The organism is Bradyrhizobium genomosp. I (2014) (assembly GCF_000261685.1).
Taxonomy (GTDB): domain Bacteria; phylum Pseudomonadota; class Alphaproteobacteria; order Rhizobiales; family Xanthobacteraceae; genus Bradyrhizobium.
This window is the reverse complement of record NZ_AJQE01000044.1, coordinates 54,727-69,263: the sequence shown is the minus strand read 5'-3', so window position 1 is coordinate 69,263 and position 14,537 is coordinate 54,727. Positions and strand designations below refer to the sequence as shown.

The following is a 14,537-nucleotide window of genomic DNA, read 5'->3' as shown; positions in this document are numbered from 1 at the left end:
CTCTTTGGCAACGTCACGCTAACTCTAGGACGCGAACTCATTAAGGCGCAGCCATAGCCTTATTGACGCGAGTTGAACGAATGCGAGATAGTTGGCGGCGAGCCTATCGTAGCACGTCGCAACCCGACGACAATATTTGATCCTGTTGAAGAACCGCTCGATCTGGTTGCTCACCTGGGCTCAGCGTCAGCCGTACAGAACTCGCCATCGACCACCGCAAGGATTTTGCTCGTCAAGCCGGCGCGGGGACCTTCCCATCGATTGGCGCTGGTCCCTTGTGATGCAAGCTCTATGCTGATGCACGCGGACAATGCAGCTGTCGGTCATCTGGACAGCGGCATCATGAGCACTGGCAAGCGCTTCTATGATGCGGCCCCAAACACCGGCCCGCCGCCACCTAGTCTAACGAAGCGGTAGTGGTGTATGGGCCAAGCGCCGTCGGCAGATCACGCCAGGGTGCTCCTGATCGGAGGACCCAGAAAATGCCATTCAGGACCCGTCTGTCGTTCACCCGAGGAACGCTACGCGGCTTGTTCGGCAGCATGGGCTTGATGACGGTCCATTCATAGTCGGTGAGTTTGTAGCGCATGATTTGAGCCCCAGTTTGGGGGTTTGAATCACCGCAGTCTGGCCAAACGCATCGCTTCTGGTCCGCCCTTGGCACGGCGCTTACGGAAAGGAGCGGACATTAACCAGTCCTCAATCTCTGCCAAATGCGTCGAAAATAATCCGAAGCTGACATTTGTCTTGATGTCGACTCGCTAAGGCGCAACCGCCTGCCCAGACATCCTGCGCTGAGCAGATGCAACGGAGAAGCAGCTTGCTTAATCAGGTTTACGGACCGGAGAGCGCCTAGCCTCGCTCAGTCGCACCAGATTACTGCCGGGAGGCTGTCTGGCTTCGGCAATCAGCCGCGCGACGGTCCGGCTCAGTTCCGAAAGATCGAAGGGCTTGCGCAGAACGGGAAAATCCAAGTGGCTGCCCGATGGACTGAAGCCGGTTGCCAGCAAAACGGGAAGGCCCGGCTTTCGCGCGCGGATCGCGTTGGCCAGCGCCGCCCCATCCATGCCGCCGGGCATCACGATATCGCTCAGCACGAGATCGAAATCCTTCTGCACGAGCACCTCCAGCGCGGCGGGGGCGCCCGACACCGCGTGCGTCTCATAGCCAAGCTGTTCGAGCATCGAGATGCAGACCGACAGCACTTCGGGATTATCCTCAACGACCAGCACCGTCCCGCCGGCTGAGCTCTCTTCCTGGCTCTCGTGGGCCACGGCGTGCGGCATCCCATCGGATCGCGGCAGATAGATTGTGACCGTAGTCCCACGGCCCATTTGGCTTTCGATGTGCACCGTACCGCCAGACTGATGCGCGAATCCGTGCACTTGAGAGAGACCAAGCCCGCTTCCCTTGCCAACTTCCTTGGTCGTGAAAAACGGATCAAAAATTCTCGGCAGCACATCGGGGGCAATGCCCGAGCCGGTATCCGTAATGCGGACCGCTACGAACTCGCCCGTCAACCTAGCGTCGGTCTCAGAGCCGATGAGGGTCACATTGTCTGCGGCAATAAGGAGCGCGCCACCAGCGGGCATCGCATCGCGCGCATTCAGCGTGACGTTGACCAGTGCCAGCTCCAGCTCGCTTTGATCGACATTGACTGGCCAAAGGTCAGGCGCGATCGCAAAATTCAATCGCACCGCAGAACCCGCTGAACTTTCGAGCATCGTGCGGCAGGCGTTGACGCTTTCGGCGATCTGAAAAATCTTCGGGTTGAGCGTCTGCCGGCGGGAAAAAGTGAGAAGCTGACGCGTCAGGGCCGCTCCGCGCTCCGCCGCGTAAGAAATGGCGTTGGCTGCCCGCGCAAGCTTGACGTCGTCGGCCACGGCTTTTTGAAGCGTACGGATATGCCCGCTCACCACCATCAAAAGATTGTTGAAGTCGTGCGCCACGCCGCCCGTCAGTTGTCCCAAGGCATCCATGCGCTGGGCATGAGCACGCTGTCGCTGCGCTTCCTGCAGTTCGAGCTGCGCGTTTCGGCGCTCAGTGATGTCGCGCGTGATTTTGGCAAACCCGATCAGCTCGCCGGCTTCGTCATGGATCGGATCAATGACAACATTGGCCCAGAAGACCGATCCATCCTTGCGCAGGCGCCAGCCTTCCGCCTCGAAGCGGCCTTCCCGTGAGGCCGTATAAAGAGCGCGCGCTGGCGCTCCCGCCGAGCGGTCGGTCTCAGTGTAGAAGCGGGAGAAATGAAGGCCGATGATTTCATCGGAGGTGTAGCCTTTGATCCGTTGCGCGCCGGCATTCCAGCTTGCAACGTTTCCGTTCGGATCCAGCATGAAGATCGCGTAGTCCGTCACGCCGGTGATGAGAAGGCGGAATTGACGTTCGCTTTCGCGCAGGGCCTCCAGCGCAACGCGGCGCTCGGTGATATCGCGCGTCACCTTGGCAAAGCCGATGAGGCTGCCGGTATCGTCGCGGATCGCATCCACCACGACCGATGCCCAGAAGCGGCTGCCATCCTTGCGCACGCGCCATCCCTCGGCTTCATAGCGGCCTTCGCGCGCAGCCGTCTCCAGCACGTGAATAGGCAAGCCCGAGTTACGGTCTTCCTTGGTATAGAATTTTGAGAAATGCTGGCCGATGATCTCGTCGGCGGAATAGCCCTTGAGGCGCTCGGCTCCCTTATTCCAGTTGGTGATCATCCCACTGGGGTCGAGCATGTAGATCGCGTAATCGAGCACGCCCTCGACCAAAATCCGAAAGCGCCGCTCGGATTCAAGAATGGCGTGCTGCGCCTGCACGCGCTCGGTGATGTCGCGCGTGACTTTGGCAAAACCAACCAAGGCCCCTTGATCGTCGCGCACCGGCTGGCAGATCGCGTTGGCATAAAAGCGGCTGCCGTCCTTGCGAACGCGCCAACCTTCGGCTTCGTGCCGGCCATGAGTGCGGGCTTGCTCGAGGATTTTTTCCGGCAGACCGCTGGCTCGATCCTCCGGTGTGAAGAACCTTGAAAAATGCTGGCCTATGATCTCGACGGCCTGGTAGCCCTTGACCCGCTCGGCACCGGCATTCCAGGTCGTGACGAACCCTTCCGGATCGAGCATGTAGATGGCATAGTCGGCGACGGCATCAAGCAGCTGTTCAAGCCGCCTGTTTTCCATTGAAGAGCCTTGCGGGGCCGTTATATTCATCGACGCCGCCCTATCGCGCGTACCCGACTGACGTATTCTGGTCGAAAAACGCCAGCACCGGGTTTACAACAAATGAATGGCCATGAACATCCGTTCCGAACTTCTCCTCTCCGATCTTCCTCCCGGGCATCTCGCCGCGACGGCCCGTTACCGCTTTGTTCCGGATGAGGGGCCCAGTGACCCGGCTCACCGGACGCCGCGATCGGGCCAGTCGACCGCTGGCCGCGAGGATTTGCCTTACAAGGTGGAACTCTGGGACGAGAGCCGCACTAGCGTCGAACAGGTGCTAGCGGTGACCGCCAACGGCAGCATCGGGTACGCCGCCTACTATGCCGCAACGCGGGAATACCCGGACCGTTACGTCACCTTGCGTCACAAGAATAGCATTGTATCTCGTTCCAACCCTCCGCAGCATTGAAAAAGCCTGCGGCACGGTCCGCTCGAACAATGAGGCAGAGCAAGGATAAAGTAGCGATGAGTGATGGGACTTCCGCGCCAACGGAAGAGCTCCCTTTTCGCGTGGAGTTATGGCACGACGGCGGCCACGATGCCGTCGAACGCATCCTTGCCCGCGCCGCCAATGCCCAGCTCGCCCGTGCGATCTTCAAGGCGGCGCAGGGTGACCATCCCCAGCGTCGTATCACCTTGCGCCGGGATAACCGCATCATTGCGGATTCCACAAAGTGAGCCGATTGCGAGTGCTTTCGAAAGCCTCTAGATGCGCGCTGGCCAGCGCATCCGCGCACGCTCAGGTCTAGACTGTCTTTGTCGCACGGGCCCGCTTGGCCCATCGCGACTGCCGCTCGAGATCGGTCGCTCTAGAGGCAAAGCAGATCCGCCGGGTTTTGTGGGTACGCCCTATCAGACGGTGAGGCAATCAGTTGAGAATGTGCCTCCGTGAAGCGAAGGGCTCTTGCATCCGATCGTAATCGTACTTTTGCCCCGGCGGGGGAGGCCGTGGCAAATGCCGGAGTGACTGCTCTACGTAGCGGTCTATGAGCGAATAGCTCGCTTAGTTTAAATGGCTGGCTGACCTACAGGCGCTTCGACGGTCCACGGCGGCCATTACCTAACTGTTTGATCCAGAAGGTCCCTCACGCGAGCGGCGAGCTGCTCGAAAGTAAATGGCTTTGAAATGAGTTGAACGCCAGCATCGAGCCGGCCCTGATGCACGATCGCGTTGCGCGAATAACCAGTCGTGAACAGGATTTTCAAGCCTGGTCGGATCTCCTGGACGGCATCCGCGAGGACGCGTCCGCTCTTCCCTGGCAGGACGACATCAGTGAACAGCAGATCAATCCGTTGATTCGAGCGCAGGATATTCAATGCGACGTCCGCTTCCGACGCTTCGAGGACGACATAGCCGAGTTCGGAAAGGATCATCGTGCTGTAGGCCCGGACGTCATCATTGTCCTCAACCACCAGGATCACTTCACCATCGCTGCTCGCGGGAACAGCTTGCTCGACCGCATCTGCGCGTGACGCAGTGCTCCCAATGTAACGAGGGAAATAGAGCTTGACTGTCGTTCCCTCACCTTCCTCGCTGTAAAGCGTCACGTGACCGCCGGATTGCTTTACGAAGCCGTAAACCATGCTCAATCCTAGCCCCGTCCCGCGGCCCACCTCTTTGGTTGTAAAAAACGGTTCAAACACGCGGGTAAGGACCTCCTTTGGCATACCCGTTCCGGTGTCGCTTATTGCGATCATGACGTATTGACCCGGAACAACCTCAGCGTCGGTCGCGGTATAGCTCTCGTCGAGAGCCGTATTCGCGGTTTCGACCGTGAGCTTGCCCCCTTCGGGCATCGCGTCACGTGCGTTGACGGCGAGATTCAAAATCGCGCTTTCGAGCTGGTTCTGGTCCACCTCCACGGGCCACAGCCGGGGCGCCAGCACGCCTTCGAGTTCGATCTGCTCCCCCAAAGTCCTATGCAGCAATTCGGTCATTTCTCGGACGAGGGCATTGAGTTCGAGCGGCCTCGGCTCGAGTGGCTGACGCCGCGAAAATGCGAGTAGCCGGCCTGTAAGATTGGCTGCGCGCTGGGCCCCCTGCAAGGACATCTCGACCGCGCGCGCGATCCGCGCCTGATCGCCGGGCTTGCTGCGTTTGATAGTATCAAGTCCGCCGATGATGACCGTAAGGAGATTGTTGAAATCGTGGGCCACGCCGCCGGTCAGCTGTCCCACCGCCTCCATTTTCTGCGCCTGACGGAGCGCATCTTCGGCTACAGCCCGGCGCGCCACCTCTTCTGCGACGCGCTGCTCCAGGCTGGCATTGAGCGCCTGTAACTTGGCCTCGGCTTCGCGGCGCTGCTGGAGTTCACGATCGGCAGCTTGGAACAGGCGCGCGTTGTCTAATGCGATGGCAGCCTGGCTTGCAAGCGCAACGGCACGTTCTTCGGCTACGTCATCGAAGATATCCGTCTTTGAATGACCAAAGAAGAGCCCACCGAGAACCTCCCCGGTGCGCGATCGCACCGGGGCGGCGAGATAACTGCGAACTGGAAGGTGGCCTTTTGGCATACCGTAGTGAGGTGCATTGTGGCCATACCGGACGTCCTTCGTGATGTCGCCGGAGCGAACGACCGTCGTTCCCGTGAACGTAGGAGCGAAGACTTGCGTGTTGCGCGGCATCGGAAACTTGGCGAACGCCTCTCGCGGCGCGCCTGATAAGGTGTAAAGTGTGTATCGTTCGCCTTGTGCGTCGATCACGTTGTAAAAGAAGGCACCGAACTCAGCTCCCGTTATTTCAACTGCAGCGTCAGTGATCGTCTGTACCAGCCTTGCCTGGTCCAAGTCGCCCGAGATAGCGGTAGCTGCTCGATTCAGGATTCCGAGCGCTTTGGTCTGCTCCTTCAGCGCTGCGTTCGCGGACTTTTCCTCCGTGACGTCGATCACTACGCCGGCCATCCGCTTGTGGCCCTGAACATCGGTTTCGACGCGGCCGCGCGCAATGACGACGCGCTCCTGTCCCGAGCCGTGCACCCGGTACTCGGCCTCATAGGGCTCGCCGGTCTCGACCGATCGGCCGAGAACGGACATCACCCGCTCGATGTCGCGCTTCGAAAACAGCCACGCGGCCAGTCGACAGCGCAAGCGACAGGCGATCCTGTGTCATCAGATGCCGTTGCTCGCTTTGGAAGACCGCCCGGTTCGCTTCCCGCCGGACCTCGGCCATCTGAATATTAGAATGCACGCGGGCCACCAGCTCGCGCGCAGCAAAGGGCTTGATCAGGTAGTCATCTGCCCCGGCCTCCAGTCCTTCGACTTTGGATTCTTCACCGGCGCGGGCAGACAACATGAGAACCGGGATGTCCGCCAGCTTGGGATCATTGCGGACACGCTTGAGCAAACCAAAACCGTCGAGCCGCGGCATCATGACATCGGTCAAGATCAGGTCGGGCTTTGCCTCCTGCGCCAGAGCGAGGGCGACTTCCCCATCACGTGCTTCGTCGACCAGATATCCTTGACCCTCCAGTAAACGGCGTACGTAACCTCGCATGTCGGTGTTGTCGTCAGCTAGAAGGACCCTCTTTCTGGCTGACTGAGTCACAATTGCCTGATTTGCAATTGCGCCCAGTCCCGCTGTGGACAGCTCGCCTTCGATCTCCAGTCGAGTCGCGGCATCGGGGAGCCATCGCAAGGCTTCCTCAACATACTCGTGCGCTCTGGTCACATCCGTCTGCCCAGCGGCTTCAGCTTGAACCCGTTCGGGCGGCAAATGCCGATGACCGAACGGGAGAGACACCGTGAAGGTGGTGCCAGCCCCCGGCGTGCTTTCAGCACTGATCTCGCCACCGTGAAGCTTCACCAGCTCCTGGACGAGCGCCAGGCCAATGCCGCTTCCCTCAAAGCTGCGGCCCTGAGCTGCCTCAATGCGATGAAAGCGCTCGAAAAGCTTGGGCATCTCGGTTTCGGGAATGCCGATGCCGGTGTCACGCACGCTAACAATGGCCGATCGCCGATCAGCTCCGGGGGCAACAGACACTGTGATGCCGCCTTCAAGAGTGAACTTGAAGGCGTTAGAAAGCAGATTAAGCAGGATCTTCTCCCACATTTCCCGATCGACGAAGACCGGCATGGGCAATGGCTGACAGTGTAGCGTCAGGGCCATACCAGCCTTCTCGATTGCCGAGCGGAAACTAGATGCTATCTCGGCGCTGAAGCGCGCGAGATCAGTCGGCTGATACGTCGCGCGCACCCTCCCGGCTTCGATCCGCGAAAAGTCCAGGAGGCTGTTGACAAGCCGCAGCAGGCGCGTGCCGTTACGGTGGGCGAGTTCCGCTTGCCGGCGCATCTCCTCGGGTGACGCCCTGCCAGCCAGCAGTTCCTCGAGCGGGCCAAGCATGAGCGTAAGTGGCGTGCGAAACTCGTGGCTAACATTGGAGAAGAATGCTGTCTTGGCGCGGTCGAGCTCCGCTAGCGCCTCAGCCCGCCGCCGCTCCTCTTCGTAGGCGTCGGCGTTGGCAATAGCCGCGGCAATTTGGCCAGCAACAAGCCCGAGGAAACCCTTATAGCCCTCGTCGATGAGCCGAAAGGGATTAAGCCCCACGATAAGGACGCCTGATCGACCCGACTCGCCAGAAGCCGGAATGGCGAGCATTGCAGCTTTGCTGGTCGCCACGTCCCACGCACCCCTTGGCGGCTTTTCACTCAACATGCCCGCCACGTCATCGATGACGATCACTTCGTGCGTGCCGACTGCCTTCCTCAAAGGCCAGGAACCTGCGCTTTCAAGAGCCGCGGTCACCGGCGCAGCAGAGTGGCCGCCGGCAATTCCGTAAGATGCGGCCAGGGTCGCGCTCTCGCCGTTTGGCGGAATCATGTAGAGCAATGCAAATGTCAGGTCGTGTGGGTCTGTAGCTAGTGCCGCCACGCTGCGCTGGCATGCCTCGCTCCATGTCCGTGCGTCGACCGTTCGCGCTGCTAGCTCGCGTAGCAATCTGACCTGGCGTTCGCCGATGACCCGTTGAGTGTCGTCGGTGTTCGCGCAGATGATGCCGCCCGGCGTACCATCGTCATCCGGAATCGGGCTATACGAAAACGTATAGTAGGTCTCCTCGGCATAGCCATGCCGCTCCATGATCAGGAGTTGCTCTTCGACATACGTCCCTTCGACACCTCCCATCGCGGTGCTCAGCATCGGGCCAATTTCCGGCCAGATTTCCCGCCAGACTTCCGCTGTGGGCTTACCCAACGCCCAGGGATGTTTTCCGCCAATGATGGACTTGTATGGATCGTTATAAAGATAGATCAGTTGCTCGCCCCAACCGATCCAGATCGGCTGGCGCGAGGTCAGCATAATTCGCACAGCTGTTTTCAGGCTTTGTGGCCAGCTTTCCGGACGTCCAAGGGGATTGCTGGTCCAGTTGTATTCGCGAATAAGGGCGCCCATCTCGCCCCCACCCGCGAGAAAACTCGAGGCGGCAGCGGGTGCTTCGATCTCGTTGAGCTTTGAAATTTGCTTGGTCAATTGAATTGCGCGATTTCGAGGACGAATTGCTATGGACCGGAGACAGCTTCCTATTCCGCCAAAGCGGCAGTAAGTGCCGCCGAAAGCTCTTCGATCTGAAATGGTTTGGCTACGACGGGTCTGTCACGGAAATCGATCGGTAATCCTGCTGCCCCATATCCGCTCGCGAAAGCGAACGGAACGCCGTGCTTCGATAGCCATTCAGCCACGGGAAATACCTGCTTCCCATTCAGGCTCACGTCAAGAAGGGCGACCTCAAATCCTCCCGCCTGCGCTTTTTCCAAGGCTTCGCGCAAAGTGCCCGCTTGTGCCGCGACGCTGCAGCCAAGGTCGGAAAGCATGTCCTCCACCGACATGGCCACCAGGCCTTCGTCCTCGACCACCAGAACCCGCTTTCCCGCTAATTCCATGCGACACCTCCGACCTACTCAGCGCGGCAATTCTTATTCCAGCTCAATCGTGACAAGCCGAGCTTCTGTTGTTGAACATCATGTGTAGTTTCGTCTCGAGCTCTTCCATCGTGAAGGGCTTCTTCACGACGTGCCATCCGTCGAAAGCCTTCGGCAATCCAGGGCGCCCGTAGCCGGTGCTGAATACAAAGGGCAGGCCTCTGGTCTTCAGGATCTCCGCCGCTGGAAAGACGCGTTCACCAGCGAGATTGACATCAAGGACGGCAAAATCGAACGCGCCGGTACGCGCCACGATCAAAGCCTTCGCCAAGGTCGCCACCGAGGCCACCACCTCACAGCCCAATTCCTCGAGCATGCTTTCGATGAGAAGCGCCACACTTCCTTCGTCTTCAACCACCAGCACTCGCAGGCCCGCAAGGTCAGCCATCGAGTGCCGGCCCTCGCAACGGAATGACAATGCGGCAGCAAAGACCCTTTGCATCAAAGACCAGGTCAAGCTCTCCGCTGAGATCACGCTCGATGCATCGCTCTATGAGCCGCGTACCGAAACCCCGTCGCGTCGGCGCGCGAACGGCTGGCCCATCACTCTCCTGCCAAAGAAGGTCTAGAGAAGTTTGCCCCGCAGTCTCTCGCAGCCGCCAGGACAGCGACAAATTTCCCGTTTCGGAAGACAAGGCCCCATACTTCGCCGCATTGGTGGTGAGCTCAGTCAAAGCCATCGTCAGGTTAAGAGCAGTTCGCGGATTGAGCATGATTGATGGGCCCTCGATCCGTACCCTTCCTCCAGAACTCGCAGAAAGGGGCTCGAGAATTTCACGTGCGAGATAGTCGAGCGGCGCATCTTCCCAGTGCCGCTTGGACAGAAGATCATGCGCGCGCGCCAACCCGAGCAGTCTTTTTTCGTATCGTTTGCTGAAATCCGAAAGATTATCGGAATGCCGCGCTGTCTGCATGGCCAAGGATTGCACCGTGGCCAGCGTGTTCTTCACTCTGTGATTCAGCTCATCGATCAGCGTCTTCTGCCGGTTTTCCGCCTGCTTGCGCTCGGTAATATCGACGAGCATGTTGATGGCGCCAATCAGCTTTCCCTGGGCGCCGTGTAGCGGCGTCGGATAGGGGATGAATGGCACGAATGTCCCATCGGGGCGCTCTGCAACAGCTTCGACGCCTCGCACACTCCGATCCTCCTTCAGAGCGATTGCCATCGGACACTGATCGTGCGGTAGCGGCACTCCGTCAGGAGTGTAAAGCCGCCATGTCACGCACCACTCGTCGCCGAGCTGTGGCGTTCGACCCGCCATGTCGATACAGGCCTTATTGAAGAACGTAATGCGGCCATTCGCATCGGTGGTGTAGACGGCCGCGGGTAGGCTCTCCAGGAGGTCGCGCATATGCTGCTCGCTCTCGCGAATGCGGTCCTCCATGCGCTTTGCCTCGGTTACGTCCTGAATCACGCGGACCCCATACTGGAATCGCCCTGCTTGATCACGCACCGCGGAGCCGTAGACATCGAGGAACGCGGTGGTGCCATCGGGTTTAGGAGCTCGTTTGCGAAACGAGTAGCTCTCGAGTTCGCCCTTGACCTGTCGGTCGTAGTTTGCGGCATCCTCGGCGCGATCATCCTCGTGCGTGTAATCGAAGAATGACATGGTGAGAAGCTGCTCGCGGGAGCGTCCGAGCATCTTGCAGAGGGCGTCATTGACACGTAGCAGGCGGCCAGTCTCGTCAGCCTCGGCAATGCCGACCGTCGCAGCTTCATACGTCGCGGCCAGACGCTCTTCGCTTTCGCGTCGTGCCCGCTCCGCTTCGCGCAAATGCGTCACGTCGATCGTGAAGCAGCGGGTGTTTACGAACTTCCCGTCATTAAATCGACTGTTCGAGGTGATCAGGACGTGCTTTAGCGAACCATCCTTTGCACGAAGACGCGCTGGATACTGATCGAGCCTCTCGCCACAAGACAGCTTTTGAAGGATCTCGCCGATGACTGGTGCATCGGCATGGAATTCTGCAATGTGGCGGCCGACATACTCTTCGGCACTGTACCCCAGAAGGTCGAGCTCAGCCTGGTTGGCTCGTAAAATGATGCCTTCGCCGCTCACGATGTGAAGGCCAACGGCACTGTTCTCAAAAAAGTCCTTCAGATCGCTGTTTTTGCGCCGGACCTCATCTTCCATGGCCTTGTAGGCGGAGATGTCCTGAAAGCAGTTGATCGCCCCCTGAATGCTCCCCCGATGATCCTTCAGGGCGCGAATGTTGACCAAGGCTACGAAGCGTGATCCATCGGGCCGCTCCATGACGACCTGGGCATTTCTCGTCGCGCTCCCTGCCCGCACCGCATCGGCCATCGGGCAGTCCTCCGGTCGCAGCGGTGTTCCATCAACCAGAAACAGGCGATGAGAACCGCAGAAGCGCTCTTTCGCACCATTCGCGTTCGGTGTTCGGCCCCAAAGGGCGGCGGCTTCCGAGTTGTACCGGATCAGCCAGCCATCATGGTCGCATACGTAGACCGCCCCCGGTATCGCATCCAGAGCGGTCGGAGCGGCGGCGACAAGCGCCTCGAATTCGGTCAGCCTTCGACCCCCAGTCGGGAATTGCTCGACATTAGACATCTGCGGCCGACCTCTTGCTGAACCCGCGCAAACATTACATGCGCCCACCTCGAGAGCGAGGGATGGCCGAGTCCTGGATCGGTATGTCCCCCAAGCCTGCGCGTGGTCAGGCCGGTACAAACGCGCGAAGGCGAAGTTAGTTCCGCCCCATCGCACGTCAGATGTAGATAAGCCTGTCCAATTCCCTGGTTAGGCCATATATTGCATTAGCGTCGCTGCATGGCTTATCTAGAGGCGCAGTCCACCAAATATCATTTCCCGGTCGCGGGGTCCTCGCGTCGGACGCCACACTTGGCTCGAAAACCGGAGAAATGGCTTGGACATCTTGCGGCGCAACAACGTCAAGACCATGGGTTCGGGCAGCCGGGCGATGGTCTTTGCCCACGGTTTCGGCTGCGATCAAAACATGTGGCGACTCGTGTGGCCCGCCTTCGCCGATGGTTATCGGATCGTCCTCTTTGACCATGTCGGCTGCGGCGGCTCTGAACTTTCAGCCTATAATCCGCAGAAATACGCCTCTCTCGACGGCTATACCGATGACATCATTGCCATCTGCCGCGAGCTCGGCATCGTCGATGGTGTCTTTGTCGGACATTCCGTCAGCGCAATGATCGGGGCAATCGCCTCGCGCAAGGCCCCCGATATTTTTGCTGACCTCGTCATGATCGGACCGTCTCCCCGGTACATCGATGACGGAGAGTACATCGGCGGCTTCAGCGAAGGGCAGATTCACGAGTTGCTCGACTTCCTTGACGCCAATCACATGGGTTGGTCGCAGGCGATGGCCCCCGTCATCATGGGCAATCCCGATCGACCGGAGCTTGGCGAAGAACTCACTAATTCCTTCTGCAGGACAGATCCCGAGATCGCCAAGAAATTCGCGCGCGTCACGTTTCTTTCTGACAATCGCAACGACCTGCCTGCTGTCAAGGCGCGCTGCCTCGTGCTGCAATGCTCGGAGGATATCATCGCGCCACAAGCGGTCGGTGAATACGTGGCCAAGCAGCTACCCAATAGCCAGTTCATCATTCTCAATGCCACGGGCCACTGTCCCAATCTAAGCGCGCCTGAGGAAACCATTTCCGCGATGAAAGCTTTTCTGGAAGGTCCGCCTGATTGAGCGCGTCATTGGAGTTCAGGGCCGACGAAGTCGACGATCTTGAGGATCTGTTCGACAATGCTCCATGCGGCTATATCGCCGCGGGGGCAGACGGCCGTATCACCAAAGTCAACTCGACCTTCTGCAAATGGCTTGGCCGCGAGAAGAGCACGTTCATTGGCCATCGCTTCCAGGACTTCCTGAACATCGCCGGTAAGATTTACTACGAAACCCACTTCGCTCCGCTGATGCGGATGCAGGGGTACTTCAACGAGGTTGCACTAGATTTAGTGCGCGACGACGGCGCCACATTGCCGGTCCTCGTCAATGCGATCGAGCGCCGCGACGATGCAGGAAATCTGCGTTTCATCCGCATAACCATTTTCAATGCCTCCGATCGCCGCCGTTATGAGCGAGAGCTTCTCGAAGCGCGCCGCGCCGCCGAGCAGGCGAACACCGAGTTGAAGGAACTCAACCGGACCCTCGAACGGCGCATCGCGGAGGCCGTCGAGGCGCGGATAAAAAGCGAGCAGGCGCTTCACCAATCGCAGAAGATGGAAGCGGTCGGTCAACTCACGGGGGGCATTGCGCACGACTTCAACAACATGCTTGCGGTCGTGCTCTCATCGTTAAGTCTGCTGGAAAAGCGACTTGCGAATGGTGAGGACGTCGCCCGCTTCATTGCTGCGGCCCGAGAAGGCGCCAATCGGGCTGCCGACTTGACCAGGCGCCTTCTTGCCTATTCACGCCAGCAGACCCTTGCACCTCAACCGCTCAATGCCAATCAGATGGTTGCCGACATGTCTGAGCTTCTACGTCGGACGCTCGGCGAAACCGTCCGGCTCGAGAGTGTTCTTGCAGGAGGGTTGTGGCAGATCCACGCCGACAGGAACCTGCTTGAGAGCGCCATCTTGAACCTTGCCATCAATGCGCGCGATGCGATGCCTGAAGGCGGAAGGCTGACTATCGAAACCGCCAACTGTCACCTGGACGAGACCTACAGTGCCGAACAGGCTATCCTGCCCGGTCAATATGTCATGGTCGCGGTCACCGATACCGGAAGCGGCATGCCACCTGAAGTCATGACGAAGGCATTTGAGCCCTTCTTCACAACCAAGGGTCCAGGCAAGGGCACTGGGCTCGGTTTGAGCCAAGTGTTCGGGTTCGTGAAGCAGTCAGGAGGACACATCAAGATTTACAGCGAAGTCGGGCATGGCACCACGATGAAGATTTATCTCCCGCGTCTTCATCAAACCGCCGTGGCGCCGAAGCCTCTGCTTATCAGGTCGGACGTGGCGCGCACCGTCAGCCATGAAGTCATCCTTCTCGTAGAGGATGATGCGCAAGTGTTATCAATTACGGCGCAGATGCTCCACGACCTGGGCTACGAAGTGATAGAAGCGCGAAATGCCGAGGAAGCCCTGAGTGCACTCGCCGCCTACCCCGAAATTCGTCTTCTCTTCACCGACGTGGTCATGCCCGGGATGAATGGGCGGCGTCTCGCCGACGAAGCGCGGCAGCGCCGACCGGACCTTAAGGTTCTGTTCACGACGGGGTATGCGCGAAATGCCATTGTCCACAACGGCGTGCTCGATCCAGAGGTGAACCTGCTGCAGAAGCCTGCTTCTGCGGAGATGCTGGCGATCAAACTGAGAGAAGTTTTGGACGGCGCACCATAGCAGGGCGAACTATAGCTATAGATGATAGCAACATGCCCAGTGCAACAAGGTATTCGCAGGCTCAATCCTCGAC

General features: G+C 59.2%; 10 protein-coding genes and 1 pseudogene. 3 read left to right on the top strand and 8 right to left on the bottom strand.

Annotated features, from left to right (window positions below):
- Positions 1–24: 24 nt before the first annotated feature.
- The 3 genes and pseudogenes from IC50_RS42965 to IC50_RS05035 form a co-directional block, all read right to left on the bottom strand.
- A pseudogene (locus IC50_RS42965) lies at positions 25–168 on the bottom strand (IS5/IS1182 family transposase); the annotation flags it as partial.
- 229 nt (positions 169–397) lie between these two features.
- Positions 398–544 carry a transposase gene (locus tag IC50_RS42960; RefSeq protein WP_244429544.1) on the bottom strand — a complete coding sequence of 49 codons (147 nt, stop codon included), beginning with the start codon at positions 542–544 and terminating at the stop codon, positions 398–400.
- Between the two features lie 280 nt (positions 545–824).
- The gene (locus IC50_RS05035) at positions 825–3,164 is read right to left on the bottom strand and encodes a PAS domain-containing hybrid sensor histidine kinase/response regulator (protein ID WP_157460866.1); all 2,340 of its coding nucleotides are present in this window, start codon (positions 3,162–3,164) and stop codon (positions 825–827) included.
- Positions 3,165–3,276: 112 nt separating this feature from the next.
- On the opposite strand from IC50_RS05035, the gene IC50_RS42355 reads away from it, so the two are divergent.
- Entirely contained in the window at positions 3,277–3,612 is a 336-nt protein-coding gene (locus tag IC50_RS42355) for a hypothetical protein (protein WP_050990905.1), read from the top strand.
- 647 nt (positions 3,613–4,259) lie between these two features.
- On the opposite strand, the gene IC50_RS05025 is transcribed toward IC50_RS42355, so the two are convergent.
- The 5 genes from IC50_RS05025 to IC50_RS05005 are packed head-to-tail and all read right to left on the bottom strand — an operon-like array spanning position 4,260 to position 11,686.
- The gene (locus IC50_RS05025; RefSeq protein WP_081492357.1) at positions 4,260–6,236 is read right to left on the bottom strand and encodes a GAF domain-containing hybrid sensor histidine kinase/response regulator; all 1,977 of its coding nucleotides are present in this window, start codon (positions 6,234–6,236) and stop codon (positions 4,260–4,262) included.
- Positions 6,193–8,667 (bottom strand): response regulator, encoded by a 2,475-nt coding sequence (locus tag IC50_RS05020; protein WP_050990899.1) that lies wholly within the window; start codon positions 8,665–8,667, stop codon positions 6,193–6,195. The genes IC50_RS05025 and IC50_RS05020 overlap by 44 nt, the downstream gene beginning before the upstream one ends.
- Positions 8,668–8,717: 50 nt before the next feature.
- A complete protein-coding gene (locus IC50_RS05015; RefSeq protein ID WP_035701161.1) occupies positions 8,718–9,077 on the bottom strand; it encodes a response regulator in 360 nt (119 codons plus the stop codon).
- Between the two features lie 43 nt (positions 9,078–9,120).
- Complete coding sequence (locus tag IC50_RS05010) at positions 9,121–9,504, bottom strand: response regulator (RefSeq protein WP_035701159.1); 384 nt, start codon at positions 9,502–9,504, stop codon at positions 9,121–9,123.
- Positions 9,497–11,686 (bottom strand): PAS domain-containing sensor histidine kinase, encoded by a 2,190-nt coding sequence (locus IC50_RS05005; protein ID WP_035701156.1) that lies wholly within the window; start codon positions 11,684–11,686, stop codon positions 9,497–9,499. The genes IC50_RS05010 and IC50_RS05005 overlap by 8 nt, the downstream gene beginning before the upstream one ends.
- A gap of 316 nt (positions 11,687–12,002) precedes the next feature.
- Between IC50_RS05005 and IC50_RS05000 the strand changes: the two genes are divergently transcribed.
- Together IC50_RS05000 and IC50_RS04995 are read left to right on the top strand one after the other, a co-directional pair.
- Positions 12,003–12,806 (top strand): alpha/beta fold hydrolase, encoded by an 804-nt coding sequence (locus tag IC50_RS05000; protein ID WP_035701154.1) that lies wholly within the window; start codon positions 12,003–12,005, stop codon positions 12,804–12,806.
- Complete coding sequence (locus IC50_RS04995; RefSeq protein ID WP_035701151.1) at positions 12,803–14,464, top strand: PAS domain-containing hybrid sensor histidine kinase/response regulator; 1,662 nt, start codon at positions 12,803–12,805, stop codon at positions 14,462–14,464. Before IC50_RS05000 ends, IC50_RS04995 begins: the two co-directional genes overlap by 4 nt.
- Positions 14,465–14,537 lie beyond the last annotated feature (73 nt).

What these genes read in the sequence shown, in the direction of transcription:
- IC50_RS42960 (WP_244429544.1), bottom strand. Translation starts at nt 544, where the DNA reads ATGCTGCCGAACAAGCCGCGTAGCGTTCCTCGGGTGAACGACAGACGG.
- IC50_RS05035 (WP_157460866.1), bottom strand. Translation starts at nt 3,164, where the DNA reads ATGGAAAACAGGCGGCTTGAACAGCTGCTTGATGCCGTCGCCGACTAT.
- IC50_RS42355 (WP_050990905.1), top strand. Translation starts at nt 3,277, where the DNA reads ATGAACATCCGTTCCGAACTTCTCCTCTCCGATCTTCCTCCCGGGCAT.
- IC50_RS05025 (WP_081492357.1), bottom strand. Translation starts at nt 6,236, where the DNA reads ATGTCCGTTCTCGGCCGATCGGTCGAGACCGGCGAGCCCTATGAGGCC.
- IC50_RS05015 (WP_035701161.1), bottom strand. Translation starts at nt 9,077, where the DNA reads ATGGAATTAGCGGGAAAGCGGGTTCTGGTGGTCGAGGACGAAGGCCTG.
- IC50_RS05010 (WP_035701159.1), bottom strand. Translation starts at nt 9,504, where the DNA reads ATGGCTGACCTTGCGGGCCTGCGAGTGCTGGTGGTTGAAGACGAAGGA.
- IC50_RS05005 (WP_035701156.1), bottom strand. Translation starts at nt 11,686, where the DNA reads ATGTCTAATGTCGAGCAATTCCCGACTGGGGGTCGAAGGCTGACCGAA.